Annotated in this window: 24 protein-coding genes and 1 tRNA gene; 15 read left to right on the plus strand and 10 right to left on the minus strand. The window is 58.8% G+C overall.

Annotated elements, in window-relative coordinates:
* Nucleotides 1–69: 69 nt before the first annotated feature.
* Nucleotides 70–756 (minus strand): Crp/Fnr family transcriptional regulator, encoded by a 687-nt coding sequence (locus AACY49_RS14915; RefSeq protein ID WP_339524700.1) that lies wholly within the window; start codon nt 754–756, stop codon nt 70–72.
* Between the two features lie 84 nt (nt 757–840).
* Between AACY49_RS14915 and AACY49_RS14920 the strand changes: the two genes are divergently transcribed.
* Entirely contained in the window at nt 841–1,359 is a 519-nt protein-coding gene (locus AACY49_RS14920; RefSeq protein WP_258698088.1) for an Mpo1 family 2-hydroxy fatty acid dioxygenase, read from the plus strand.
* A gap of 89 nt (nt 1,360–1,448) precedes the next feature.
* Here the strand turns inward: AACY49_RS14920 and AACY49_RS14925 are convergent, their stop codons facing one another.
* From AACY49_RS14925 to dibA, 6 genes are all read right to left on the minus strand, one after another.
* A complete protein-coding gene (locus AACY49_RS14925; protein WP_038978455.1) occupies nt 1,449–2,438 on the minus strand; it encodes a sulfate/molybdate ABC transporter ATP-binding protein in 990 nt (329 codons plus the stop codon).
* Nucleotides 2,439–2,440: 2 nt separating this feature from the next.
* Nucleotides 2,441–3,310, minus strand: a complete 870-nt coding sequence (gene cysW / locus AACY49_RS14930) for a sulfate ABC transporter permease subunit CysW (RefSeq protein ID WP_258698089.1) — start codon at nt 3,308–3,310, stop codon at nt 2,441–2,443.
* A 13-nt stretch (nt 3,311–3,323) separates the two neighbouring features.
* Nucleotides 3,324–4,142: a sulfate ABC transporter permease subunit CysT gene (gene cysT, locus AACY49_RS14935; RefSeq protein WP_258671906.1), complete on the minus strand. Its 819-nt coding sequence runs from the start codon at nt 4,140–4,142 to the stop codon at nt 3,324–3,326.
* 238 nt (nt 4,143–4,380) lie between these two features.
* A complete protein-coding gene (locus tag AACY49_RS14940; protein WP_339524712.1) occupies nt 4,381–5,394 on the minus strand; it encodes a sulfate ABC transporter substrate-binding protein in 1,014 nt (337 codons plus the stop codon).
* A gap of 145 nt (nt 5,395–5,539) precedes the next feature.
* On the minus strand, nt 5,540–5,722 hold the full coding sequence (gene oscA, locus AACY49_RS14945) for a sulfur starvation response protein OscA (RefSeq protein ID WP_007941032.1): 183 nt from the start codon (nt 5,720–5,722) through the stop codon (nt 5,540–5,542).
* A 255-nt stretch (nt 5,723–5,977) separates the two neighbouring features.
* Complete coding sequence (gene dibA, locus AACY49_RS14950; RefSeq protein WP_339524714.1) at nt 5,978–7,897, minus strand: phosphodiesterase DibA; 1,920 nt, start codon at nt 7,895–7,897, stop codon at nt 5,978–5,980.
* Nucleotides 7,898–8,044: 147 nt separating this feature from the next.
* Between dibA and desA the strand changes: the two genes are divergently transcribed.
* Nucleotides 8,045–9,229: a delta-9 fatty acid desaturase DesA gene (gene desA / locus AACY49_RS14955; RefSeq protein ID WP_258698092.1), complete on the plus strand. Its 1,185-nt coding sequence runs from the start codon at nt 8,045–8,047 to the stop codon at nt 9,227–9,229.
* A gap of 254 nt (nt 9,230–9,483) precedes the next feature.
* Nucleotides 9,484–10,473 carry a GGDEF domain-containing protein gene (locus tag AACY49_RS14960; protein WP_339524716.1) on the plus strand — a complete coding sequence of 330 codons (990 nt, stop codon included), beginning with the start codon at nt 9,484–9,486 and terminating at the stop codon, nt 10,471–10,473.
* Between the two features lie 202 nt (nt 10,474–10,675).
* Here AACY49_RS14960 and AACY49_RS14965 read toward each other — a convergent pair whose 3' ends face one another.
* From AACY49_RS14965 to gabD, 3 genes are all read right to left on the minus strand, one after another.
* Nucleotides 10,676–11,890 (minus strand): response regulator, encoded by a 1,215-nt coding sequence (locus AACY49_RS14965; RefSeq protein ID WP_258698094.1) that lies wholly within the window; start codon nt 11,888–11,890, stop codon nt 10,676–10,678.
* Nucleotides 11,891–12,025: 135 nt separating this feature from the next.
* Nucleotides 12,026–13,303 (minus strand): 4-aminobutyrate--2-oxoglutarate transaminase, encoded by a 1,278-nt coding sequence (gene gabT / locus AACY49_RS14970; RefSeq protein WP_258698095.1) that lies wholly within the window; start codon nt 13,301–13,303, stop codon nt 12,026–12,028.
* Between the two features lie 175 nt (nt 13,304–13,478).
* Nucleotides 13,479–14,921, minus strand: a complete 1,443-nt coding sequence (gabD, locus tag AACY49_RS14975; protein WP_223486364.1) for an NADP-dependent succinate-semialdehyde dehydrogenase — start codon at nt 14,919–14,921, stop codon at nt 13,479–13,481.
* A gap of 349 nt (nt 14,922–15,270) precedes the next feature.
* On the opposite strand from gabD, the gene AACY49_RS14980 reads away from it, so the two are divergent.
* The 12 genes from AACY49_RS14980 (at nt 15,271) to AACY49_RS15035 (ending at nt 25,498) form a co-directional block, all read left to right on the plus strand.
* A tRNA-Arg gene (locus AACY49_RS14980) sits at nt 15,271–15,347 on the plus strand.
* A 167-nt stretch (nt 15,348–15,514) separates the two neighbouring features.
* Complete coding sequence (locus tag AACY49_RS14985) at nt 15,515–16,750, plus strand: tyrosine-type recombinase/integrase (protein ID WP_339524720.1); 1,236 nt, start codon at nt 15,515–15,517, stop codon at nt 16,748–16,750.
* 283 nt (nt 16,751–17,033) lie between these two features.
* On the plus strand, nt 17,034–17,879 hold the full coding sequence (locus AACY49_RS14990; RefSeq protein ID WP_339524722.1) for a hypothetical protein: 846 nt from the start codon (nt 17,034–17,036) through the stop codon (nt 17,877–17,879).
* A 92-nt stretch (nt 17,880–17,971) separates the two neighbouring features.
* Entirely contained in the window at nt 17,972–18,292 is a 321-nt protein-coding gene (locus AACY49_RS14995; RefSeq protein WP_339524724.1) for a helix-turn-helix transcriptional regulator, read from the plus strand.
* A complete protein-coding gene (locus tag AACY49_RS15000) occupies nt 18,289–18,897 on the plus strand; it encodes a hypothetical protein (RefSeq protein WP_339524726.1) in 609 nt (202 codons plus the stop codon). Before AACY49_RS14995 ends, AACY49_RS15000 begins: the two co-directional genes overlap by 4 nt.
* Nucleotides 18,894–19,235: a hypothetical protein gene (locus tag AACY49_RS15005; protein WP_339524728.1), complete on the plus strand. Its 342-nt coding sequence runs from the start codon at nt 18,894–18,896 to the stop codon at nt 19,233–19,235. The genes AACY49_RS15000 and AACY49_RS15005 overlap by 4 nt, the downstream gene beginning before the upstream one ends.
* Nucleotides 19,236–19,767: 532 nt before the next feature.
* Nucleotides 19,768–20,058 carry a hypothetical protein gene (locus AACY49_RS15010; protein WP_339524730.1) on the plus strand — a complete coding sequence of 97 codons (291 nt, stop codon included), beginning with the start codon at nt 19,768–19,770 and terminating at the stop codon, nt 20,056–20,058.
* Nucleotides 20,055–20,342, plus strand: coding sequence for a DUF3077 domain-containing protein (locus tag AACY49_RS15015; RefSeq protein ID WP_339524732.1), 288 nt, complete (start codon nt 20,055–20,057; stop codon nt 20,340–20,342). The genes AACY49_RS15010 and AACY49_RS15015 overlap by 4 nt, the downstream gene beginning before the upstream one ends.
* Complete coding sequence (locus AACY49_RS15020; RefSeq protein WP_339524734.1) at nt 20,332–23,214, plus strand: DUF927 domain-containing protein; 2,883 nt, start codon at nt 20,332–20,334, stop codon at nt 23,212–23,214. The genes AACY49_RS15015 and AACY49_RS15020 overlap by 11 nt, the downstream gene beginning before the upstream one ends.
* Before the next feature lie 87 nt (nt 23,215–23,301).
* Entirely contained in the window at nt 23,302–24,144 is an 843-nt protein-coding gene (locus AACY49_RS15025; RefSeq protein ID WP_339524736.1) for a chromosome segregation protein SMC, read from the plus strand.
* A 66-nt stretch (nt 24,145–24,210) separates the two neighbouring features.
* Nucleotides 24,211–24,399, plus strand: coding sequence for a hypothetical protein (locus AACY49_RS15030; RefSeq protein ID WP_339524738.1), 189 nt, complete (start codon nt 24,211–24,213; stop codon nt 24,397–24,399).
* A 442-nt stretch (nt 24,400–24,841) separates the two neighbouring features.
* Nucleotides 24,842–25,498 (plus strand): hypothetical protein, encoded by a 657-nt coding sequence (locus AACY49_RS15035; RefSeq protein ID WP_339524740.1) that lies wholly within the window; start codon nt 24,842–24,844, stop codon nt 25,496–25,498.
* The last annotated feature ends 3 nt before the right edge of the window (nt 25,499–25,501 follow it).

The following is a 25,501-nucleotide window of genomic DNA, read 5'->3' on the forward strand; positions in this document are numbered from 1 at the left end:
TCGATTATCGTCGTCACAGGCTAGGCGCGTTCGCGGACAAAGCCCACCAATACCGTGGCGAACTTTTTTTCAAACCAACGCCAACGCCCGCAACCGCTGCGCATCCAGAATCTCGATCTCGCCATATTTCAGATTCAGAATCCCTTTCCCCTGCAAATCCTTGAGTATCTGGTTGGTGGTCTGGCGCGACAGTGACAGCATCGACGCCAGTTGCTCCTGGGGCAGTTGCAGAACACGGCGCGGCGGGTCGATTTCGCCATAGCCCTCGGCGATCATCAGCAAGCGATGGGCCAGGCGCGCCGGGGCCGGCATCAGACTCAGTTGCTCAAGGTTGATGAAGGTCAGGCGCAGTTTGTGGCTCATCAGCAACGCCAGTTGCCGCCAGTACACCGGGTGTTTGTCGAGCAAGGCCAGCAGCGCCGTTTGCGGGATATGCAACAGGATGCATTGGCCTGCTGCGAACGCATCATGGGTTCGCGGCTGGCCATCGAACAGGCAGATTTCACCGAACCAGTGCGGCGGTTCCACCAGGCTCAGCAACGCTTCCTTGCCCTGCTCGCTCACCGCGCCGATGCGCACCGAACCTTCGAGCACCGCGTACAACCCGCACGGGGGATCGCCGCGCTTGAACAACCGCTGCCCCGGCGACAACCGCCGCACTCGGGCGGCGGCCAGCAGACTATCCTGCAAGGGAACAGGTAAATGACTGAACCACTGCCCCGTCATCAGGCGCGAACGCCAAACCTGCATGTCCATGAAAACTCCTGGAGATTGTCGCCTGGCTGACAGAGCGAGAGATGAACCCGGGGCATCATCAATCACCCTACAGGAGGAATAACAATGAAAAGCCTCGTTGACCATCTCAGTCAATACGCCGCCTACCACCGTGACCCACGCAATATCGCCAGCCACTTCGTGGGTATTCCGCTGATCGTCGTGGCGGTCGCGGTGTTGCTGTCACGGCCTCAATGGGGCGGAGGCTGGGTTTCGCCGGCGGTGCTGGTCGCAATGGCATCGGCGTGGTTTTACCTGCGCCTGGAGGTGCGTCTTGGGGTGTTGATGACCGTGTTGCTCGGTCTGTGCATTTGGGCGGGTCAGGTTCTCGCGCAGCAAAGTACGCTGGTCTGGCTGGCCAGCGGCATAGGGATGTTTGTGGTGGGCTGGGCGATTCAGTTTGTCGGCCATCATTATGAGGGACGCAAACCGGCGTTTGTCGATGATGTGACGGGGTTGATTGTCGGGCCGCTGTTTGTGGTGGTTGAGTTGGCGTTTTTGCTCGGGATGCGGCATGAGCTGAAAGAACAAATTGAAGCGCGGGTGGGGGGTGTGCGTTTGCGTCAGAAAAACGCAGCGGTGTAGGACGCCATCGCGGGCAAGCCCGCTCCCACAGTGATCTGTGTCGTTCACAAATCCCCTGTGGGAGCGGGCTTGCCCGCGATGCTTTTGCTTTATATGTTGGCGACTTTCTGCCAGACCTTCGGCTTGAAGAACAACGTCTCGCCCTTCGCCAATCCAACCAGGCTGTCGTGATCCTTCACCACTTCGGCTTCAATCAACTCGCTCTGGCCTTCGACCTTCAGCGTCACCCGCGTGGTGGCGCCCAACGGACGAATATCCCGCACTTCAGCGGCGTGGTGGTCTTCCAGTTCATGACGCGACAGTGACACTTCGTGTGGACGGAACAGCACGTGCCGGTCTTCACCCAAATGCAGACGGTTCGAATCGCCGAGGAAGTGATAGACGAAATCGCTGGCCGGGTTTTCGTAGACGTCGCCCGGTGAGCCGATCTGCTCGATCACGCCCTTGTTCATCACCACGATACGGTCGGCGACTTCCATCGCCTCTTCCTGGTCGTGGGTCACGAACACCGAGGTCAGGTTGATGTCTTCGTGCAGCCGCGCGAGCCAGCGACGCAGTTCTTTACGGACCTTGGCGTCGAGTGCGCCGAAAGGTTCGTCGAGCAGCAAAACCTTTGGCTCCACCGCCAAGGCGCGGGCCAACGCGATGCGCTGACGCTGGCCGCCGGAGAGTTGTTCCGGGTAGCGATCCGCCAACCAGTCCAGTTGCACCATGTTCAGCAGTTCGTGGACTTTCACCGCGATCTGGCTCTCGTTCGGACGCTGGTTTTTCGGCTTCATGCGCAGGCCGAACGCGACGTTGTCGAACACCGTCATGTGGCGGAACAGGGCGTAGTGCTGGAACACGAAACCGACGTTGCGATCACGCACGTCGTGGCCGGAGACGTCTTCGCCATGGAACACGATGCTGCCCTGATCCGGGGTTTCGAGGCCGGCGATGATTCGCAGCAACGTGGTCTTGCCGCAGCCGGACGGCCCCAGCAGCGCCACCAGCTCGCCGCTTTGAATGTCCAGGCTGATGTTGTCCAGCGCCTTGAACGCGTGGAAGTTCTTGCTGACGTTACGCACTTCGATCGACATGACTATTCCTCCGCGGCGCTGGCGCGCAGGCGGTTAATACGGTTTTCGCTCCACTGCTTGAGCAGCAGGATGAAGAGCGCCAGGATCAGCAACAGGCTCGCCACGGCGAACGCGGCCACGTGGTTGTATTCGTTGTAGAGAATCTCGACGTGCAACGGCAAGGTGTTGGTCACCCCGCGAATGTGCCCGGAAACCACCGACACCGCACCGAACTCACCCATCGCCCGGGCCGTGCACAGCACCACGCCATAAATCAGGCCCCATTTGATATTGGGGACGGTAACGTGCCAGAACATCTGCCAGCCATTGGCGCCGAGCAGGCGCGCGGCCTCTTCTTCCTGGGTGCCTTGTTCCTGCATCAGCGGGATCAGCTCACGGGCCACGAACGGCACGGTAACGAAAATCGTCGCCAGCACGATACCCGGCAAGGCGAAGACGATCTGGATGTCGTGATCCTGCAACCACGGGCCGAACAGGCCCTGGGCGCCGAACATCAACACGTAGACCAGGCCCGCGATCACCGGCGATACCGAGAACGGCAGGTCGATCAGGGTCACCAGCATGCTCTTGCCACGGAACGAGTATTTGCTCACGCACCACGCCGCGCTGACACCGAACACCAGGTTCAGCGGCACCGAGATCAGCACCGCAATCACAGTGAGTTTCAACGCCGACAAAGCGTCCGGCTCAAAAATCGCCGTGAAGAACGCCCCCAGGCCCAGTTTCAGACCCTGGGATACCACGATGAACAGCGGCAACAGCAAAAACAGCGCAAAAATCAGCCAGCCGAGGCCGATCAGGATTCGCCGCGACGAGGCACTGCCACGGCGGGCGGCGTTCGAGGAGGCCGCTGCAATAGACGATTGGGACATTTTTCGCGCCTCCTTATGGGGTTTCGATGCGCCGCTGCAACAAGTTGATCAGCAGTAACAGGACAAAGGAAACCACCAGCATCAGTACACCAATGGAGGTGGCGCCGGTGTAATCGTACTGGTCGAGTTTGACCATGATCAGCAGCGGCAGAATTTCGGTTTTCATTGGCATATTGCCGGCGATGAAAATCACCGAACCGTACTCGCCGACCCCGCGGGCAAAGGCCAAAGCGAAACCGGTGAGCCAGGCTGGCAGCAGCGCCGGCACCAGAATATGGCGAAAAACCTGTAACGGTTTCGCCCCGAGGCAAGCCGCCGCCTCCTCCACTTCACGCGGGATATCAGCCAGTACAGGCTGTACCGTACGTACCACGAATGGAAGCGTCACAAAAGTCAGCGCCAGGGTGATGCCGAGGGGGGTATACGCGATCTTGAAACCCAGGTCCGCCGCGAACTGCCCCACCAGCCCGGTGGGGGTGTACAGCGCGGTCAGCGCGATACCGGCCACCGCAGTGGGCAAAGCAAAGGGCAGGTCGATCATCGCGTCGATGACTTTGCGCCCCGGGAAGGTGTAGCGCACCAGCACCCAGGCCAGCAGCGTGCCGATCACGCCGTTGATGATCGCGGCGTACAGCGCGGTGCCGAAGCTCAGCTTCAACGCCGCCAGCACCCGTGGCGCCGAGATGATCGCCCAGAACTGGTCCCAGGTAAGTTGAGCGGCATGCACAAACATCGCCGCCAGTGGAATGAGCACAATCAGGCTGAGGTACACCAAGGTGTAGCCCAGCGTCAGCCCGAAGCCGGGTATGACGGGGGAGATACGACGCGACATAAAAGTCCTTGGTTGAGAACGCGCTAAGCCCCGACAGTGAAATCGGGGCCTGTTGGCTAATGCCAGCCAGTTAAGGATTTGGACACCGCAGCCCCTGTGGGAGCGAGCCTGCTCGCGATAGCGGCGGGCCAACCAACATTTATGCTGAATGTACCGCCGTCATCGCGAGCAGGCTCGCTCCCACAGGTTCAGCACCTTAACTGACTGGAATCAGGTCCATTGACTAATCCATTTCAGGTTACTGCGCCTGATAAATCTGGTCGAACACGCCACCGTCATTGAAGAATTTCGGTTGCGCGGTTTTCCAGCCGCCAAAATCCTTGTCGATGGTCACCAGCTCCAGTGTCGGGAACTGCTTGGCGTATTTGGCGGCTATGTCCTTGTCCCGTGGACGATAGAAGTTTTTCGCCGCAATTTCCTGGCCGGCCGGGCTGTACAGGTGCTTGAGGTACGCTTCGGCGAGCTCGCTGTTGCCCTTTTTCTCAGCGTTTTTATCGACCACGGCCACCGGTGGTTCGGCAAGAATCGACAGCGACGGTACAACGATGTCGAACTTGTCGGCGCCACCGTCTTCTTTCAAAGCCAGGAAGGCTTCGTTTTCCCAGGCCAGCAGCACGTCGCCCTGACCGTTGTTGACGAAGGTGATGGTCGAACCGCGAGCACCGGTGTCCAGCACAGGCACGTGTTTGAACAGGGTCTGTACGTACTCTTTGGCCTTGGCTTCGTTACCGCCGTTGGCTTTCAGGCCATAGGCCCAGGCCGCGAGGAAGTTCCAGCGCGCGCCGCCGGATGTTTTCGGGTTCGGAGTGATGACTTCCACGCCATTTTTGGTCAGGTCACCCCAGTCCTTGATACCTTTCGGGTTGCCCTTGCGCACCAGGAACACGATGGTCGAGGTGTAAGGTGTGCTCGCCTCCGGCAGACGCTTCTGCCAGTCAGCCGGCAGGCTCTTGCCGAGCTTGGCGACTTCGTCGATGTCACCGGCCAGGGCCAGGGTCACCACGTCGGCCCGCAGACCGTCGATTACGGCGCGAGCCTGTTTACCCGAACCACCGTGGGACTGTTGGATCTTCACGTTGTCGCCAGCGTGGTCTTTCTTCCAGTAGTTGATGAACTCGGCGTTGTAGTCCTGATACAGCTCACGGGTCGGGTCATACGACACGTTGAGCAACTCGTAATCCTTGGCAACCGCGGAACCCGCAAAAAGGGCACTGGCCAGGGCGGCCAAGGCAAAATGGCGAATCGACGACATGGTGAAAGCTCCTGGAATTCTTGGTGTGTTGGCTTTTCTTATGGATTTCTGGAATCGGGTTGCCTGTTTGAAAAGATCGCAGCCTGCGGCGGCGCCCACAGGCGCGCAGGAGCTGCCGAAGGCTGCGATCTTTTGATCTTTCGCTTCAGCTCGGTTTGTTGCCCGGATTCTGCAAACGGAATTTCTCTTTGCGTTCGATCTGAACCACCTGGGCGTTGTGCACGGTGATTTCCACTGCGCCAAAGCGCAGATCGCGCAAGGCACTCTGGATCTCACGCAAAATGGTGGCTTCGTCCTGCCCGTCAACACTACGTAGGGATGCGCTCATGGTGCTGCTCCTTTAATGAGATATGCCTGGCAGTGGCGGGCACTGCGTACGGCGTGAGAGCAATAGTAGATAGGTGCAGATATTCTTAAAAAGACTATTTAAGAATGTTTATATAACCAGAAGACATTATTTGATGAAGCAAGGATTTGCTGAGCATGAGTGGCTTGAAGATCAAAAGATCGCAGCCTTCGGCAGCTCCTACAGGTGTACGCCGATCCCTTGCAGGAGCCGCCGAAGGCTGCGATCTTTTCGCTTTCAGGAAATCACTGGCGCCCGAGCCCAATCCAACGCGGCCTCCGGTACTGGCCGCCCAAACCAATACCCCTGCCCCAGATCGCAGTTGTGCTCGAGCAGGAAACCCGCCTGCTCGATCTGCTCGATCCCCTCGGCATGCACTTGCATCCCCATGCTCTGCGCCAGGGCAATGATCACCCGCACGATCGCCGCGTCATCCTCATCACCCGGCAAGCCTGCGACAAATCCCTGATCGATCTTGAGCTTTTGCACCGGCAACCGCTTGAGTCGCAGCAACGACGAATAACCCGTGCCGAAGTCATCGATGGCCAGCCGCACGCCCAACTCACGCAAGCGATGCATCTGCTCCAGCGCCACTTCCGGGTCCTCCATCACCGCACTTTCGGTGACTTCCAGCTCCAGATACGCCGGATCCAGCCCGGTGTCGTGCAGCACCTGAGCCACCTGCTGATACAACTCGCGGCGGGCGAACAGGCGAGAAGAAACGTTCACCGCGACAAACGAAAGCAGCACGCCTGTCGCTTGCCACTGGCACATTTGCTGACAGGCCTGGCGCATGACCCAGGCATCGATCTCGGCAATCAGCCCGGTGCGTTCGGCAATGGGGATGAATTCAGCCGGCGACACCAGCCCGCGCTGCGGATGCTCCCAGCGCACCAGCGCCTCGACGCCGATCAGGCGACTGGTTTTGAGGTCATGCACGGGCTGGTAATAGACACGCAACTCCTGCTGCTCCAGCGCCCGGCGCAATTCGAACGCAATCTCGACGCGCTGCTGGGCATGCGTGGTCAATTCTTCGGTATAGAGGGCATAGCCGTCGCGACCGGCGCTCTTGGCCTTGAACAGCGCCGAGTCGGCGTTGCGCAACAGTTGCTCGGCGCTCAAGGCATCGCTGGGGAACAGACCGATGCCGATGCTGGCATTGATGAACAACGGATGCCCGTCGATCTGAAACGGCTCCTTGAGGCCATCGATGACCCGCTGAGCCAGCGCCGCGGCAGGCCCCGGTTGCGGGCAATCTTCAGCCAACACCGCAAATTCGTCGCCACTGAGCCGCGCCAGGGTGATGCCCGGGTCGAATGTGCCTTGCAGACGCTGGGCCACAGCTTTGAGCAGTTGGTCACCGACGTTGTGACCAAGGCTGTCGTTGATCAACTTGAAGTGATCCAGATCGATCATCAGCAACGCACAACCGCGCTTATGGGCCTGCGCCGAGGCCACGGCCTGCTCGGCACGGTCGGTAAACAGCAGGCGATTGGGCAGATCGGTCAGCGGATCGTGGTGGGCCAGGTGCGTCAGTTCATGCTCGGAGTCCTTGATCGCGCTGATGTCGGAAAACACCGCAACGTACTGACTGAGCCGCCCCTGATCGTCGGGAATGAGGCGAATCGTCTGCCATTGCGGGTAAATCTCGCCGCTTTTGCGACGATTCCAGATTTCCCCGCTCCACTCACCGAGGCTGTCGAGTGTCGCGAACATCGCCTGGTAGAAACCCGGCGGGTGATGGCCCGACTTGAACATGTTCGGTCGCTGACCCAACACTTCCTCGCACTGGTAACCGGTGATTTCCATGAACGCCCGGTTCACATGGACGATCAGCCCTTTGCTATTGGTGACCAGCACCCCTTCGCGGGTGCAATCGAACACCGCGGCCGCCTGACGCAAACGTTCCCGATCCGCTTTGCGCTCGCGCAATCTGGCGCCGACACCCAGGCAGCGAAACAATCGTGCCCGCGCCATAAAGATCAACCCGGCACTGAAGGCCACCCAGGCATAACCGTTGATCAGTTGCCAGCGCAGCAGGTCGGTGGAGTTATCGAAGAAACTGTTCAATAAATAACCACTAAACTGGAACCAGGCTACGGAAAGCACCAGATAGAGCAGCGCTGCACGCAAGGCATCGCGATATGTGGCTGGCATTAGAACGTCCATGTCCCTACAAAACAGGTTGGAATTATAGATTAAAGAAACACCCGGCCACTCTTATCTGAAAGGGCGACTGGTTTTATCTGTGGGCTTAGTGATAATGCAAAGGCTGTTTTTTCTTTTTCGAGGGCCCTATAGCCTATGTGGTACGAAGGTTTTCTTGGCTTATCGCCCTGGTCACTGGTGGCAGTCACCCTGCTGATGACCCACGTGACGATCGTCGGCGTCACGGTCTATCTGCATCGTTATTCAGCCCATCGTTCCCTCGAGCTCAATGCCGGCCTGAAACATTTCTTCCGTTTCTGGCTGTGGCTGACCACGGCGCAGAACACCCGCGAGTGGACCGCTATCCACCGCAAGCATCACGCCAAATGCGAAACCGTCGATGACCCGCACAGCCCGGTCATCAAGGGGCTGTCCACGGTTCTGCGCAAAGGCGCCGAGCTGTACCGCGCCGAAGCGGAAAACCCCGAGACCCTGCGCATCTACGGCAAGAACTGCCCCGAAGACTGGATCGAACGCAACCTCTACAGCCGCTTCCCGCTGCTGGGCGTGGCGATCATGGGCGTCATCGACCTGCTGCTGTTCGGCACCATCGGCATCACCATCTGGGCCATCCAGATGATGTGGATCCCGGTGTGGGCCGCCGGCGTGGTCAATGGCCTGGGCCATGCCATCGGCTACCGCAATTTCGAATGCCGCGATGCGGCGACCAATCTGGTGCCCTGGGGCATCCTGATCGGCGGCGAAGAACTGCATAACAACCATCACACCTACCCTAACTCGGCCAAACTGTCGGTGAAGAAGTGGGAATTCGACCTCGGCTGGGCATGGATCCAGGTCTTCAGCTTCCTGCGCCTGGCCAAGGTCCAGCGGGTTGCGCCGATCGCCCACCGTGTCGAAGGCAAAGGCAGCCTGGACATGGACACCGCCATGGCGATCCTCAACAACCGCTTCCAGATCATGGCCCAGTACCGCAAATTGGTCATCGCACCACTGGTCAAGCAAGAACTGGAAAAGGTCGATCACTCGGTCCGTCACCAGTTCCACCGGGCCAAGCGCCTGCTCTCGCGGGAAACCAGCCTGCTGGATGACAAGCACCATGTGCGCATCCAGACCATGCTCGAACACAGCCAGGCGCTGAAGGTAATTTACGAGAAACGCCTGGCCTTGCAGCAGATCTGGGTCAAGACCAGCTCAAATGGTCACGACATGCTGGCCGCCATCAAGGATTGGGTACACGAAGCCGAGGCCAGCGGGATTCAATCCCTGCGCGACTTCGCCGACCAGCTGAAAACCTACTCCCTGCGCCCTGCCGCTGCCTGACCTTGAATCAAGGGCCGCTCCTGTGGCGGGGGAGCTTGCTCCCGTTCGGCTGCGCAGCAGCCGCAATATCTGACGACGCGTTTTAACGGAAAAAACGCGTCGCCAGGACCACCCAGCGGGAGCAAGCGTGCCCTCGCCACAAAAAAAGCGGGAACTTCGCTCCAAATCCCCTATCTCACAGACACTTCGCCATCCAGGCGGGCTTTGTGCTGGCCGCTGTCGAAATAGCGGCACGCCCTTTGAGATTTGTGCCGATGGTCAATAAAAACCTACAAGACTCATCCCTTCCACAGTGGCCCGAGGCCGCGCAAACCCTGATGGCGCTGATGCATGCGCAAGGCGAAGTGGCGCGCCTGAGCGAACGCGAACAGCTGTTCAGCTCGCTGCTGGTCAGCGTCAACGCGGTGCTTTGGGCATTCAACTGGGAAACCCGTCAGGTGCTCTACGTCAGCCCGGCCTATGACCGGATCTTCGGCCGCCCCGCCGGCCTGTTGCTGTCCGACTACAACCACTGGCGCGACAGTGTTTATCCCGACGACCTGGATTACGCCGAGCGCAGCCTGGCGCAAGTGCTGGTCAACGGCGCCGTTGAAGACCGCGAGTACCGCATCATCACCGCCGACGGCCAGGTGCGCTGGCTCAGCGACAAGTGCTTCATCAACCGTCAGGCCGAGCCGGGCCAACCGTTGATTATCGTCGGCATTGCCGAAGACATCACCGAAAAGAAGCAGATGGAAACCGAGCTACACCGCTTGGCCACCACCGACGTGCTGACCCAAAGCAGCAACCGCCGACACTTCTTCGAATGCGCCCATCGCGAATTCGACCAGGCACGACTACACGGTGCGCCGATGGCCTTCCTGCTGCTGGACATCGATAACTTCAAAGTGATCAACGACACCTACGGCCATCCGGAAGGCGACATGGTGCTGCAACGCATCGCCGAGAGCGGCCGCGCAGCCCTGCGGCGTGGTGATCTGTTCGGGCGGATTGGCGGTGAGGAATTCGCTGCGGTGTTCCCCGGCTGCGCACCGGACATGGCCATGCAAGTGGCCGAGCGCCTGCAACGGGAGATTCAGCGGTTGAGTTTCAGCCATGACGACCAGACGTTCGGCATCACCGTCAGCCAGGGCCTGACCAGCCTCACGCCCGAGGATGAAAACCTCGACAGCCTGTTCGCCCGCGCCGATGCAGCGATGTACGAAGCCAAGCGCCAGGGCAAGAACCGGATTATCTCCGACTGAGAACTATCTGGCGCTTATACCCACCTGTGGCGAGGGGGCTTGCCCCCGTTGGGCTTGCCCCCGTTGGGCTGCGAAGCAGTCCTGAATTCTGCAACCTCGCTCTGACAGGAATACCGCGATCTCTGGCTTCACGGCTGCTGCGCAACCGAACGGAGGCAAGCCCCCTCGCCACAGTTCGCTCCCACAGGGTTTGGTGTCAGATTCACTTCTTGCGCAAACGCATCAGCTCAGGCAATCCGATCTTGAGCAACCGCGCCGTGCGGCTCTTGGACAACGCCTCGATCCCCTCATGCTCGGTCAGGCGCGCCAGTTGTGCGGCCATGTTCATCACCAGCGCCTCGCGGGAGTAAACCCCTCCACCGAGCTGGTAAACCGCCGCAATCAGCTCTCGCAGCTCCAGGGGCAGGCGCCAGCGGGTCCGTAGCGCCGAACCATAGGCCGCGCCAAATTCGGCCAGTGCGTCGCCGACTTCTTCCAGCTCATCCAGCTCACCGCCGGCTTGCTTCCACTCCTGCAAACACCGCAGCAACGCCAGGTCGCCGAGACGATGCAGCATGCCCGCGCTATAACAGCGCTCCTGATCCAGATCCAGCAAACGCGCCAACGTTCGCGCGTATTCGGCGGTGTGCAGGGACAACTCCCAATAACGCTCGGCATAATCGGCCAGGAACGGATCGCTGAGCCGGGCACTGCGCTTGAGGGCCAGCCCCAGAATCAGGTTCATGCTTTGCCCGGTGCCCAAGCGATGCAACGCCTGGGCCAGGGTTTGCACGGCGGCGCCATGATGCTGGGCCGCGCTGTTGGCGGCAGCGATCAAGACAGCGGTGATTTGCGGATCGGTGCGGATCTCGTCTTCCAGCCGCGTCAGATCAAGGCCATTGGGATTGAGACTACGTTTGATCGCCACCTGCACATCGGTCATCAACGGCGCACCGTCCGCCAGTTCGCGCCGCCGCTCCAGATACACCGACAAGGTCATGCCCGGCGCCAATGACGGCACCTCGCAGGACACCTCTTCACCAGCGTTCAGCAATAAATCCTGCAGGCGCTGGGTCAGGCTTTCCATGTTCAAGGGTTTGGTCAGGTACGCCGTGGGCGCCAGAGGCAAGGCTTCGCGCACGCTGGCGCTGTCGTTGCGGCTGCTCATCAGAATGAAGGGCAGCGGCGGATTACGTTTGCGCTGACGAACACTGCGCAAGACATTCAGGCCATCGACGCCGGGCAACTCCCAGTCGACGATCACCAGGTCATAAGGATTTTCCGCCAACAGCTGCAGGGCCTCCTGGCCGTCAGCACACAGGTCCAGCCGCGCGTCGCAGCGCACATTCAACAACACCTGCTTGAGCAGGTCACGGGGCCAAGGGTCGGCCTCGGCAATCAGCACACGCGGTACAGCGGGTAACACTACAGCAGTCATCTGCACACTCCAACGGCAATGCTTGCACCTTAGTCAATGCTGGCCATTCGATACAGCTCAATTGCCCTGATGTGTTCCAAGGGGCATAAAAAAACCCGCCGAAGCGGGTTTTTTGTCGATCAGTTCACAAATGAATCAGAGCTCGGCGAAGCACTCTTCCATGATCGCCAGGCCTCTATCCAGTTGCTCGTCCGGCGCGGTCAGCGGTACCAGCACGCGCAGAACGTTGCCATAGGTGCCGCACGACAGCAGGATCAGGCCCTTGTCGCGCGCCTTGGCCACAACCGATGCCACGGCAGCAGCGTTCGGCTTGTGGCTGTCGCCGTCGACGAACAGCTCGACCGCGATCATTGCGCCCAAGGCACGCACTTCGCCGATCACCGGATACTTGGCCTGGATAGCCTTCAGGCCAGTCACCAGACGCTCGCCAACCGCTTTGCAACGGTCCAGCAGGTGCTCTTCTTCAAACACTTCCATCACGGCCAGAGCCGCGGCGCAAGCGATCGGGCTACCGGCATAAGTGCCGCCCAGGCCGCCTGGAGCGATGGCGTCCATGTATTCGGCCTTGCCGCACACACCGGCCAGCGGGAAGCCGCCAGCGATGGATTTGGCGAAAGTGGTCAGGTCGGCGGCAACGCCCATCTGTTCCATGGCAAAGAAAGTGCCGGTACGGCCAGCGCCAGTCTGTACTTCGTCAGCGATCAACAGAATGCCGTGCTGGTCGCACAGGGCACGCAGGCGCTTCATGAACTCTTTAGGCGCGACGTAGAAACCGCCTTCGCCCTGCACCGGCTCGATGATGATGGCGGCGATGTCACGCGGCTCGGCGTCGTTCTTGAAGATGCGCTCGATGCTGGCGATCGAATCGTCGATGCTCACACCGTGCAGCTCGTTCGGGTACAACGCGCGGAAGATGCCGCCTGGCATCAGGCCCATGCCGGCCGAGTAAGGCACGACTTTACCGGTCAAGCCCAGGGTCATCATGGTGCGACCGTGGTAAGCGCCGGTGAACGCGATCACGCCGGCACGGCCAGTGGCGGCGCGGGCGATTTTCACGGCGTTTTCCACGGCTTCGGAACCCGTGGTCACCAACAGGGTTTTCTTGGCGAAATCACCTGGCACCTTGGCGTTGATTTTTTCGCACAGTTCCACGTACGGCTCGTAGGCCAGGACCTGGAAGCAGGTGTGGGTCAGCTTGTTCAGTTGAGCAGTCACGGCCGCAATGACTTTCGGGTGCAGGTGACCGGTGTTCAACACGGCGATACCGCCGGCGAAGTCGATGAACTCGCGACCTTCAACGTCGGTCACGGTGGCGTTCTTCGCGTGGTCGGCGAAGATCGGGTGAATCTGGCCAACACCGCGCGGTACAGCGGCTTCGCGGCGTTTCATCAGGGATGCGTTAGTCTTGCTCATAGTGTCCTCATTCACCGCTCATCGGGCGGCGTGGTTCAAGGATTAAGCGGCGGGGAGGCAACTACGGCAGCATGCGATGATCGACTGCCACAGCTTTCCCGGCCACAGAGAAAATTCCGTTTGAAGCGGCGCAAAGGGCAGCGCTCTCGTGCCCTTTACGCTTGAAGCAATGGACTCAGATACCCAGGCAGAGGTATTTGATTTCCAGGTAATCCTCGATGCCGTATTTGGAGCCTTCACGGCCCAGGCCCGACGCCTTGATGCCGCCGAACGGCGCGACTTCGTTGGAGATCAACCCGGTGTTGACGCCGACCATGCCGTATTCCAGGGCTTCAGCCACGCGGAACACACGGCCCAGGTCGCGAGCATAGAAGTACGAGGCCAGGCCGAACTCAGTGTCGTTGGACATCGCGATCACGTCGGCTTCGTCTTTGAAGCGGAACAGTGGCGCCAATGGGCCGAAGGTTTCTTCCTTGGCCACGGCAGCGTTATTCGGCACGTTGGTCAGGATGGTCGGCTCGAAGAAGTTGCCTTCCATCACCTTGCCACCGGACAGCACGGTTGCGCCTTTGCTCACGGCGTCAGCAATGTGCTCTTGAACCTTGGCCACGGCTTTTTCGTCGATCAGCGGGCCCGTGGTGGTGCCGTCTTCCAGACCGTTACCGATCTTGAGTTTGGCCACGGCCACTTTCAGTTTTTCGGCGAACGCGTCGTACACCGAATCCTGAATGTACAGGCGGTTGGCGCAGACGCAGGTCTGGCCGTTGTTGCGATACTTGGAAATGATCGCGCCTTCGACGGCCTTATCCAGGTCCGCGTCGTCGAACACGATGAACGGCGCGTTGCCGCCCAGTTCCAGCGAGACTTTCTTGATGTCCTTGGCGCATTCGGCCATCAGCTGACGACCGATTTCAGTCGAGCCGGTGAAGGACAGTTTGCGCACGATCGGGTTGCTGGTCAGCTCGCTGCCGATGTCGCCGGCGCTGCCGGACACAACACTGAACACACCGTTCGGAATACCGGCACGCTGGGCCAGTTCAGCCAGGGCGAAAGCCGAGAACGGAGTCTGCGAAGCAGGCTTGAGCACCATGGTGCAACCGGCGGCCAGGGCTGGGCCGGCTTTACGGGTGATCATCGCGGCCGGGAAGTTCCACGGAGTAATCGCAGCGGTCACGCCGATCGGCTGCTTGATCACGATCAGGCGCTTGTCTGGCTGGTGGCCCGGAATCACGTCACCGTAGACGCGCTTGGCTTCTTCAGCGAACCACTCGATAAAGGAAGCGGCGTAAACGATCTCGCCCTTGGCTTCAGCCAATGGCTTGCCCTGCTCCAGAGTCATCAGGCGAGCCAGGTCGTCCTGGTTCTCGATGATCAGCTCGAACCAGCGACGCAGCTTGTTCGCACGATCCTTGGCGGTCAGTGCACGCCAGGCCGGCAGCGCTTTATTAGCGGCTTCGATCGCACGGCGGGTTTCGGCAGCGCCCATTTTCGGCACAGTGCCCAGAATTTCGCCCGTTGCCGGGTTATTGACCTTGATCGTCTGACCGTTGTCCGCATCGACCCAAGCGCCATCGATAAAGGCTTGCTGGCGGAACAACTGGGTGTCTTTAAGCTGCATGTCGGCTTTCCTTAACAGCACCGCGGCACGCGCGGAGCGAATTATGATTATAGAAAGGCGCCTTATAGGCTGCCGTCAGGGAAATCATTCACCGGGCTGAAGCACATAAATAGCGCACAAATCGAACTCGTGCGGTTCAGCACCCAGACAAGAGCGTTTGAAATCTCAAACGAATCCTAGGATCAAAGGGGGTAAAGGACAATAGGCTGTTCGAAAAAAAGAACGAAAACGCCGCATTTGCTTATTTTTTCTGATCAACGTAGCAAACGCAGGTTACGCTTGGGAAAAACGCAGGCGATTCAGCAGCATGGACGCCCGCAGCGCATATGAGTATCATGGCGCCCGCATTGCACCAGTAGCTCAGCTGGATAGAGTACTGCCCTCCGAAGGCAGGGGTCGTGGGTTCGAATCCCGCCTGGTGCACCATATAGCAGTCTAGACCTGTCTCAGACAGTCTACGAAACACCCCAAGAAGCCCGCCCTGCGCGGGCTTTCTTGTTTCTAGCTATCCATCCCTGTCTACCCCTATAACTTCACGCCGTGTATGCCCACGTGTATGCTTTGAGATTCATTGAACTGGAGGCATACACGCAGTGAAGCGTACTGAAATCAAACGCCGCCCACTGGCCGACACTACTCTCGCAGGATTGGAGCCGGAGAGTGCGACGTATCGGGAGCAAGACGGCAACGGCTTGTACTTTCGGGTCAAGTCAAATGGGCAGAAGTCGTGGGAGTTGCGCTACAAAAAACCAGACGGGAAATGGTCCTGGCTGGGCCTAGGCGGTTACCCCGAAATCAGTGGCTCGTTAGCCAGGCAGAAGGCGGCGCAACTGCGGGATGACGCATCGACTGGTAAAAATCCTTTAGTCAGTAAGCAGGCTCGCAAGAATGCTGACCGGGTGGCAGCCAACAACACTTTCGAAGCATTAGGGCGCGAATGGTTTGAGGCTAGGCGTTCAAGCTGGGAAGCCGGCACGTCCCGTCGAGTCCTTGGAGCCCTGGAGCTTCACGTATTCCCCGTTTTCGGCAAACGCATCTACACAGAAATACTGCCCCTTGAATGGATGGAGTTTCTGCGCGGCATGGAGCAGAAAGGGATCATTGAGCAAATGGGCAGAGTTCGGGCCTTCTGCAAAGAGATCTACGACTTGGCACGCGTGACAGGTCGAGCGATCCACAACCCCCTTGAAGGCCTCAATAAATTTCTACAGACGCGCAGTGCTGAAAATTATGCACACGTATCAATAGAAGAGTTGCCTGCATTACTTCGTGCCATCAACTCTTACCCTCACGCGAAGGACGTCCGTCTAGGTCTCCGATTGCTGGCCTTATTAGCGGCACGCCCAAGTGAGATTCGAGAAGCACGCTGGTCAGAGATCGACCTCAACAAAAAGCTATGGACGATTCCAGCCGAGCGAATGAAGCGTCGTCGCGAGCATGTAGTGCCTCTATCTCGCCAGGCCATTGAAGCGATAACGGAGCTGCGCACGCTGACAGGGGCATACCCCCTTCTCTTCCCAGGGCGAAAAGATCGAACCATCCCCCGTAGCAATACCGTCTTTCTGATGGCGCTGCGCAGACTGGGATACGCGGGCCGGCAAACTGGCCATGGCTTCCGCCATATCGCTAGCACGATCCTTAATGAACAAGGCTTTGACGAGAACCACATTGAGGCCCAGCTTTCTCATGTAAAAGAGGGGATTGCAGGGGTGTACAACAAGGCGGTGTACCTGCCTCAGCGCAAAGTCATGATGCAGTGGTACGCAGATCATCTTGATGAGCTGGCAACTGGCAATGTCGTTCAAGGCCAATTTGGAAAGGTGATATGAGGCTCCCTATCCATCCCCCCTCCAAAAACGGTGTTACGCGTGTTACTGGTGTAACAGGCGACATTAAACCCTTGAATATATTGAGCTTCACGCCTGTAACACGCTTGAGAGCTGTGGCATACACGGCGTGTAACGCCTCCCTTCCGTGTTACACCGGGGGCCCATCATTGCCACTGCTGGCCAGCCATTTCCGGCGCGTGCGACCACGCTCGGCGCGCTGGCTGTGCTACAGAAACACAGGGCGCGGGACAACAGCCAGCGCTTCGGCGAAATGGAGGATCGCTTGGAATTAATTGACGGCATTGATCTTGCGGTGGGCTTGAAACCTACGGCTAGACTGATTGAATACTTATCGACCCAGCCGCTCTATGCACTCTGCGACGAGCAAATCCGAGATGCCTGCCATTTACTCGACCAATGCGCATTTCGGATTCAGGCCAATGGAGTAGCTAGTTATCTGAACTCGCTCTGCATTGAAGCCGTCAGGTACGAAGAGTCAATTTTCCGATGTGCAACAACACCTCCGAGATCCCTCTTAGCGGATGGAGTTCGCAATGTCACTCGCTGCCAATCCGCGTCCGACGAAGAGGCTTATGCGGCCTACGCAATGGCTTGTGCAGTAAAGGCTATTGAATCGCTCAGCGACTGGATGCAGGCGAGTGAACAGCAGGCCGTTTCGATGAACTGGCGGATATTGGCGTTGCCTTGGGAGGAGTTCTGCCAGGCCGTCGCGAGCGAAATCAACCCAGATGAGCGCATTGACGCATTAGAGAACTATGTCGCGCATTTGGAAGTGGTGACCTCGCTGCTCTCGCTTTACGACGATGACATTACCGATCTTGCTTCCGCAGCCATCAAAACCGCGACCCGGCAGAAGGGCGGTGTGTTCAGCGGCATAGATCGAAAGGATGAGATGAATGAACGTGATGCTGCCATCGTTAACCAGGCACGGAGCTTGCTGAGAAACGGTATGTCGCGTCGGGCTGTCACAACAACGGTGCATCGCTGGCTTGAGAGGGAAGCGGCCAAACTCGAAGATGAGCGGCCCGACTGGATCCCCCTCGAAACAACAAAGGCGATAACCCGCAAACGAGTGGAAGCCATCCTCAAACAACACAAGGTGTTGTAAACCAGAAATTTCAAATGGAAGTGAACTGCTCACCGCATTTCAACACTTAGATCATTGCTCTCGTCAGTCCAAACCAATCGAGAGCAATACCAATGACTAGCCACTCCCCATTCGGCTTCAATCCTGCCTTTCCAGATCTGGCCACACCTCTCCGCGCGGCCTCTGCAGTTCCAAATCTCGCTACACCTTTCGACCCTGCTACCACCCTCATACGCATGCCACGTCTTGAGATTGCTACGGGGCTCAAGCGCTCGACGATCTACAAGCTCATGCAGTGCCCCGAAAGTGGTTTTCCACAGCCCGTCAAACTGAGCAATAGCACAGCTCGTGGCGCACCAGTTGCCTGGGTTTTTTCTGAAGTTCAGAGCTGGGTAAAAAGCCGCATTGAAGCCCGTGATCAGGTGGCCGCATGAGACGCAGCCACTGCCCATTCAAAGGGCCGTTTCTCGACTCCTACAGCATCGGATTTCGCCTCTATCAATCCGGGGCAATCAACTGGCGGCACCGCACCATCGCGGGTGTGAGCTGGAACGGTGAGGAACAAGAGGCCTTCTTTTTCAACCCTGATGGCTTGGTCCTTCCGCTTAAACCTAATCCGTGGGAATTGCCCGAACTGATCCGCAAAAACGCGGTACGCCGGGAGTTTTCCAGCATCCACGGTACGGGCCATTTCGCGATGAAAGAGGGCCGCCGCACCGCCCTGAAATCGCTGGGTATGACCGACTGGGTCACGTACTGGCTGGTCGATCAATCGACCGGTTACGCGAATGATCCGGCGGTATGGCGACGCATCACCGAGCAGGATCTTTCGGAGGAAAAGATCGCTAGCGAACGCCTGCACCGTGAAATGCGCATGACGTCCGATCTGTCCAGCTATGTGGAGGAATGCCTAGCACAGCAGCGCGATCTGCTCGCGGTAGAACACCGCCGACGGTGCGTCGAGGACAGCAAAATCCTGGCTTGGCTCAAAGGCGAAACACCGCCACCCCTGCTCACCAACATTCAGGAGGCGGCATGACTCCGACCTTTCTTCCCCACCAAGCATTGGATCTTGTCGGTGTACTTGAAGCATCTCTGCCTTCTACCGCAGAGATCAAAGGTCGCCAGCGCTTGCGAGCCCTCCGCGATCAGGCGATCTCGGCCGGCGCTCAGGTGCTGATCGTGCTGTGGCAGAACCTGGAGTGGACTCTGTTAGCGGTTCAGCCGCCAGCAGACGTGGTGATTCACGATGCTCGCCAGTTGATTCCCAACCTGCTGCGCAATCCCGAAGCGCTACAGCAGATGCGGCAAAGGGCTCGCCAAGGGCACCACTTGCAATGGCTCACCCTCGCCCGCCCCGTCACTACCCAGCACTAACGAAAACGCCCCCGGGAGCGATCCGGAGGCGTTGAGGTAAATCTACATGCCCGCACAATTTATGACGCATCGGAAAAATGCGCAAGATCTCCACACGGTTGCACTTTTGAAACCGGAACGCTACTCTTTGGCCGTCGCTGCAAATTCAGCGACCGGGTTTTGCAGCCCGAACATCGTTAGGCGCATGAGCGCCACCGTTCCGAAAGCTGGCGCTTTTTTCATGCCTGCAACTTCGTTTTATGGTGGCTGTGCGTGGGGCGCTTTCGAGCGCGCCGGGTGCCTAACGTCCCGGTCTGCAAACCTGCGTACAGCCGCCACCCAATCTTGTTTTGCAGCAAGTAGTGGCGGTTCCTCAACGTTAGGAGCCTCACCGCATGAATCATGCCCTCAATCCGTCCAAAAATCGCGCCGCTGCCCATCGTGCAATGGCTCTCGCCGCTCTACACGCCAACTCCAGCCTCGCTACACGTCTCACTCGATACAACACCCATATGGCCAAAGCCCGCGCGCTCGAAGCCGCAGGCGGTGCCCAATGAACAACGCCCTGAGCTGTTCCCTGCCCGAAGACCTGCTCGACGTCAGCAGTGATGTCGAAGCCGGCATTCCGATTGACGCCATCACCTGTGCCATTAACCGCGCCGACTCGGTGCTGATCCTGCTCGAGGACCACTTCGAAACCGACAGCGACAGACCGCGCCTGGCCAATCACATCTTGGCGGCCGTTATTTGGGACGTGCGCGGCACCCTGGGCCTGATCAAAACCCTGACTCTGCACGGTGATGCGACGTCGACACCCCGGGCTAAAACCGGGGGTGCGCAATGAGCCCTCAGACCAACGTCACCACCCAAGGCGCGACCACTTTCGCTCAGTGCGGGCAGCCCCATCAGACGCTGTTTCGGCTCAGTGCCGGCGTCCCGGTATCCGACGCGCTTGAATACGCTTCCGACCTGCTGAGCTGCGCGAATCGCATGACGCTCCTGGCCACCCACGGCGACAACACTGAGCAATGCGCAATGGCCGCTCACTACCTCAGTGAAATGGGCAAGGCGGTGATCGATGATGTGACCACCGCCCTCCTGCGAGTGGAGGCTGGCCATGACCAATAAAGCGAAACGCCCCAGCTTCGCCGACGTGAAAGCGGCCTCTCTGAAAGAGATCGACCGGGTACTTTCCCATTGGCTGCCCAACGGTAAACGCGTCGACGGCGGCAAGGAATACACGGCCGCCAATCCAACCCGTGCCGACAAGCGAGCTGGCTCGCTCAAGGTCAACTTGAGCAAAGGCACCTGGGCGGATTTTGCCACCGGAGACAAAGGTGGCGACCTGATCGATCTGGTGCGCTATCTGGACGGAGGCACCGACGTCGAAGCCTACAACAAGCTGGCGGATCTGCTGCACGTTACCGCTGGGGCGGCTGTATCGAAGCCAAGTCCCAGTAAAAGCAAAACACCGGAATGGCTCGCCATTCAGCCGATCCCGGTCGAGGCCATGAGCAAGTGCCCGGCCAAACACCGGCAACACGGTACGCCGTCCAAAGTCTGGATATACCGCAACGCTCAGGGTCAGCCAGTCATGGCGCTCTATCGCTTCGACTTGGGTCCTGATGACGACGGCAAACCGCGCAAGGTATTTGCCCCCTTGACCTGGTGCCAGCGTGCCGACGGTCAAACGCAGCAATGGCGTTGGCAGGGTCTACCTGGGCCGCGTCCTCTGCTCCGCCTGGATGAACTGGCGCAACGCGCAGAAGCTCCGGTCATTCTGTGCGAAGGCGAAAAGGCCGCCGACGCCGCAGCGGAGTTGCTGCCCGGTTACGTGGCCACGTGCTGGCCAAACGGCTCGAACTCCTGGCACAAAGCCGACCTGACACCGCTGAAAGGTCGGTCCGTAGTGTTGTGGCCAGACAACGACGCCAGCGGTAAAAGCTGCATGGACGCCGTCGCCGATCAATTGCACCAGATCGGCTCCGCGTCGGTGCGCGTGATCGCCCTGGACGTCTTCAAACGCAAGCCCACGCTCAAGAATGACCAACCGACCTTCGCCAAAGGTGGCCAATGGGATGACGGCGATGACGCGGCCGATGCACAGGCCAAAGGTTGGACGGCGGCCCACATAGCCGAGCTGGAGCGCAGCGGCGAGTTGTTCGGCGTAGAGCCTGAGAAAGCATCGGCCGAACCACCCGAAGCCAAAGCCAAGCCAACGACCAAGCGCGCCGCGAAACCCAAAAACGATCTGCTGCCCGGCGGCTTCCGCCTGACGCCCGAAGGCGTGTTTTATTCCGGTGACGATGGCGAGGCGCGTCCGGTGTGTTCAACACTGGAGATTCTAGCGCGCACCCGAGATGCGCAGGGCCACAACTGGGGTTTGCTGGTCGAGTTCGACGATCCGGACGGCGCGAAAAAGCGCTGGAACATTCCGGCGCGGACCATGACCGGCGACTTTGGCAAGGACGTACTCGGTCCATTGGTGGACATGGGCCTACGTCTCGCTGGCAGTCGCTCGGGGCGTAATGCCCGCAATGACCTGCAGAGTTACCTTGGCGGCTTCGACAGCGCCCAACGCGCACGACTGGTCACCCGTTTGGGCTGGCACGACAGCGCCTTTCTGCTGCCCGAACAGCAGGTCGGTTCGCACGCCGAGCACCTGCATTTCTATGAGGCCGGCGCGCAGCTCCCGCCGATCAGCGAAGCTGGCACCCTGGAGCAGTGGCAAGAACAAATCGGCGCCTTGTGCATCGGTAATCACCGCTTGGCGTTTGTGGCCAGCGTGGCGTTTGCCGGCCCGCTACTGCACATGCTCGGGCATGAATCGGGCGGCTTTCATCTCTACGGTGACAGCTCCGGCGGCAAGACCACCCACCTGCAAGTGGCCGCCTCAATTTACGGCGGACCGCGTCTGGTGCGTTCCTGGCGCTCGACGGATAACGCCTTGGAATCCATCGCCGCCGCGCACTCCGACGGGCTCCTAGTGCTTGATGAAATCGGCATGTGTGACCCGCGCATCATTGGCGAAACGGTGTACATGCTCGGCAACGGCACCGGGAAGGCGCGCGCCAATGATCGAGGACAAGCCGGCCGACAGGTTCAGGAGTGGCGCTTGCTGTTTCTCTCGACCGGCGAGAAGACCTTGGCGCAGCACATGGCCGAAGCCAACAAGGAGCTGAAAGCCGGCATGGAGGTACGGATGCTCGCGGTGCCAGCGGACGCCAGCAAAGGCCTGGGCATGTTCGACGTACTGAACGGTTTCGATGACGCCGCCGCCCTCTCCGATGCACTCAAGGCACGGGTGGCCAAGTACTACGGCACACCGCTCACCGCCTTCCTGTCGGCCCTCTGTGAACCGGGCAAGCGGCATGGTTGGTCGGCGATCCTGCGCCACACCTTGGAGGGCTTTATCGCCAAGGCACTACCTGCTTCAGCCAGCGGTCAGGCGCATCGTGCGGCAGCTCGCTTTGGACTGGCTGCCGCCGCTGGCGAGCTGGCCACGGCGATGGGGATTACCGGCTGGCCAGACGGCACCGCCACTACTGCGGCTCGGGTGTGTCTGAGTGCCTGGATGAATGAGCGCGGCGGCGCCGGTAACTTCGAAGGGGACGCGATCCTGGCACGGCTGCGCCAGGTCATCGAACGCTTCGGCGAAAGCCGCTTCACCCGCTGGGAATCGGCGGCCGCAAAGATCGATGAGCACGGTCCACGCACCATTGACCGGTTGGGCTTTCGCAAGACGCTGGAGCACGGCCTAGGTGACGCGTTGCACACCACCAACACCTATTACGTATTGCCGGAGGCGTGGCGCTCGGAAGTGTTCAAGGGCATGAACATCAATGCCGTGAACAAGGAGCTGATACGCCGTGGCGTCCTCGAGCCCGGACCGGACGGCAAAGCCTCCTGCGCCGTCCGCCTACCCGGCCTGGGCACTCAGCGTTGCTATGTGGTGAAGACCGTGCCGGGAACGGATGAAAGCGAGGCTCAGGCCGCCTGACGGCGGGCCTACTGACTGAGGTAGAGCCGGCTCAAGCGGGCCTCGCCAGCCACTCCGAACCCCAATTAAATCATCAGGACAAAACTCATGAACCGAATTGAACAACTGAAAGACACACGCGCCAAATTGGTCATTGAAATGGAAGCCCTCAAAAAGGAACTGCCACCTTTTGAGGTTGCGCTTGAAAGCGAAGAAGTCATTAACCACGGCCGCCAGAGCGACGTCCGGCATGAAATCAGCAGTCGAAAATTAAAGATCGATTCGCTCGATCATCAGATTTTCCGGCTGGATCAGAAGTTGGACCGCTTGGAGAAGCTGGCCAACCGAGAAAGCTTGATGGAAGGCTACATCACCGACATGGCGAACTGGATGGCGGATGAGCTGGAACTTAACGATAAGCGGCAAAGCCTGAACACTCGCCTGGAGGAAATTCGTCAGAAAGCACAGGAAGAGATTACCAGCGCACGGCAGGCTGAGACTCAGGCGGCTACTGCTTATGCACAGGCCGTGGCGTGGGGCGACGTCGAGGGCGAAAAAGCAGCTAGCACTGATGCTCAGAAAGCCGCGAAAAACCTCACTACCGCCACCGAACAACATCGCCGCCAGCTCCTGATCATCACCGCCTTGGAGCAAGAGCTGGCCATCGTAGACCGACACATCAGCGAGGCTCAGGTAGAACACCAAAAAATTGAGGACACAGCCATGCGGCTGGCCCACAACGCCCTGGAGGAAGCGTGGAACGAAGCCGCACAAGCGCTGCTAGATGTGGGAGGTAAGCTTTACGCCGCCGCTCGACTGATAGGCCGCGACCCGGTGTCCTTAATGAAGCTCGACATCCCCGAGCAGGGTGAAAACTTCGGCAGTTGGAGGTGGAGCGAACTGGCGGACCGTGGGCGCCAGCATCGCACGCGCGATCTGCTCTCGATGTAACTGCTCATTCACCCTGAAACAGCCTGCTTTCGCGGGCTGTTTAAATCACGCCAAGGATCGAAGCCAATGAACGCAGCGATACAAAACAGCTCGTCCCTATCCGAAACGCTCAAAGCGAGAAAAGCCCATTTAAATGCCCTGCTCAGAGTCGTGGAAACTAAAGACGGAAAAAGCACTGCGATGCAAAAGCTCACCATCAGTGCGATCAAGGCAGAAATGGGACTAATCGAGCATAAGTTAAAAAAACGGCCGTAGAACAACGCGGAAGCTTGCCAAAGTTTCCGCTGCACTAACAGAGTTCTGGGTACTGGCTGTCGCCACGCAGCGACGCATCAAGGAACGTCTCTACAGACCATCCGGTTAAAAATGATGTGCGGCGAAGCTGCGTTGGATAGCCCCGGAATCCTCTTAACAATCTCAAGGAGCACAGGGAGTACACAGGAGCACACTGAGTACATGGATAACCATGGAGTACACAGTAATCGGCTCAAACCATTGTTTTACCTGGCTTTTTATTTATTTTTTTGCATGATTCCGCGCAACCTAACTATATAAATTGAGTTATATGTATCAATTGAAGCTGATGTATTGATCGGCAAATATCATCAATTTGCATGAAACCGTGCGTCTTCACTCATTGCTTGGCTGCCCCAGCTACCCCAGAATGTTCCTCATTGAACATTTGGGGATCCAAAAAATGAAAGAGCAAACTAAAGCCGGAGCAACGAAAAAAGCCCCGACACCTAAAGCAAAGGCATCGGCAAAAGCACCTTCTAGCGAGTCGAAGATTGATGGCAAGCCTCTGACAGACAAGCAAAATACTGCTAGAAAAAATGGAATGGCGGAGCGCGCAGCAGAGCAGCTTAAAGAGTATTTCCCTGATGTGCCGACCGAGCAGTTGTGGCTCCGTCAAAAGAACAAGGGGTTCAGCACTATCCCACGCACGCTTCCGATTGCCATGGAGGTGATCGATAACCTTTCCAAAGGACAACCTGCGGGGCACGCATATTTTGCGCTGTGGTGCCGTGCACCTGACAGCCCTCTTGTGGTGGTGCAAAACCCTATTGTTTTTGCAGCAGAGGCCGGCTTCAGTGGGGAGCGGACTGTGGATACCTGGCGTCGACGGATGAAACGGCTTAAGGAGCTTGGTTTCATCCAGACAAGGAAGGGAGTGTCGGGAGACTTCCATTACATTTTGCTGATGAACCCAAATGTCGTTATCGAGTTGATGCATAAAAGCGGTAAGCATCCTATCCAGGAGGAGCTTTACCTGAAATTTCGCGACCGCATTATGGATATCGGGGCCCGAGCAGATATTGCTACCGCAGCCGAGATCTTAGAAGCGAGCCGCTAGGAT

Origin of the sequence: Pseudomonas sp. EL_65y_Pfl2_R96 (assembly GCF_963970905.1) — a bacterium.
Classification (GTDB): domain Bacteria; phylum Pseudomonadota; class Gammaproteobacteria; order Pseudomonadales; family Pseudomonadaceae; genus Aquipseudomonas.

Bases quoted from the DNA above. Each gene is read 5' to 3' on its own strand.
- AACY49_RS14915 (WP_339524700.1), bottom strand. From the start codon at position 756: ATGGACATGCAGGTTTGGCGTTCGCGCCTGATGACGGGGCAGTGGTTC.
- AACY49_RS14920 (WP_258698088.1), top strand. From the start codon at position 841: ATGAAAAGCCTCGTTGACCATCTCAGTCAATACGCCGCCTACCACCGT.
- AACY49_RS14925 (WP_038978455.1), bottom strand. From the start codon at position 2,438: ATGTCGATCGAAGTGCGTAACGTCAGCAAGAACTTCCACGCGTTCAAG.
- cysW (WP_258698089.1), bottom strand. From the start codon at position 3,310: ATGTCCCAATCGTCTATTGCAGCGGCCTCCTCGAACGCCGCCCGCCGT.
- cysT (WP_258671906.1), bottom strand. From the start codon at position 4,142: ATGTCGCGTCGTATCTCCCCCGTCATACCCGGCTTCGGGCTGACGCTG.
- AACY49_RS14940 (WP_339524712.1), bottom strand. From the start codon at position 5,394: ATGTCGTCGATTCGCCATTTTGCCTTGGCCGCCCTGGCCAGTGCCCTT.
- oscA (WP_007941032.1), bottom strand. From the start codon at position 5,722: ATGAGCGCATCCCTACGTAGTGTTGACGGGCAGGACGAAGCCACCATT.
- dibA (WP_339524714.1), bottom strand. From the start codon at position 7,897: ATGCCAGCCACATATCGCGATGCCTTGCGTGCAGCGCTGCTCTATCTG.
- desA (WP_258698092.1), top strand. From the start codon at position 8,045: ATGTGGTACGAAGGTTTTCTTGGCTTATCGCCCTGGTCACTGGTGGCA.
- AACY49_RS14960 (WP_339524716.1), top strand. From the start codon at position 9,484: ATGGTCAATAAAAACCTACAAGACTCATCCCTTCCACAGTGGCCCGAG.
- AACY49_RS14965 (WP_258698094.1), bottom strand. From the start codon at position 11,890: ATGACTGCTGTAGTGTTACCCGCTGTACCGCGTGTGCTGATTGCCGAG.
- gabT (WP_258698095.1), bottom strand. From the start codon at position 13,303: ATGAGCAAGACTAACGCATCCCTGATGAAACGCCGCGAAGCCGCTGTA.
- gabD (WP_223486364.1), bottom strand. From the start codon at position 14,921: ATGCAGCTTAAAGACACCCAGTTGTTCCGCCAGCAAGCCTTTATCGAT.
- AACY49_RS14995 (WP_339524724.1), top strand. From the start codon at position 17,972: ATGACTAGCCACTCCCCATTCGGCTTCAATCCTGCCTTTCCAGATCTG.
- AACY49_RS15000 (WP_339524726.1), top strand. From the start codon at position 18,289: ATGAGACGCAGCCACTGCCCATTCAAAGGGCCGTTTCTCGACTCCTAC.
- AACY49_RS15005 (WP_339524728.1), top strand. From the start codon at position 18,894: ATGACTCCGACCTTTCTTCCCCACCAAGCATTGGATCTTGTCGGTGTA.
- AACY49_RS15010 (WP_339524730.1), top strand. From the start codon at position 19,768: ATGAACAACGCCCTGAGCTGTTCCCTGCCCGAAGACCTGCTCGACGTC.
- AACY49_RS15015 (WP_339524732.1), top strand. From the start codon at position 20,055: ATGAGCCCTCAGACCAACGTCACCACCCAAGGCGCGACCACTTTCGCT.
- AACY49_RS15020 (WP_339524734.1), top strand. From the start codon at position 20,332: ATGACCAATAAAGCGAAACGCCCCAGCTTCGCCGACGTGAAAGCGGCC.
- AACY49_RS15025 (WP_339524736.1), top strand. From the start codon at position 23,302: ATGAACCGAATTGAACAACTGAAAGACACACGCGCCAAATTGGTCATT.
- AACY49_RS15030 (WP_339524738.1), top strand. From the start codon at position 24,211: ATGAACGCAGCGATACAAAACAGCTCGTCCCTATCCGAAACGCTCAAA.
- AACY49_RS15035 (WP_339524740.1), top strand. From the start codon at position 24,842: ATGAAAGAGCAAACTAAAGCCGGAGCAACGAAAAAAGCCCCGACACCT.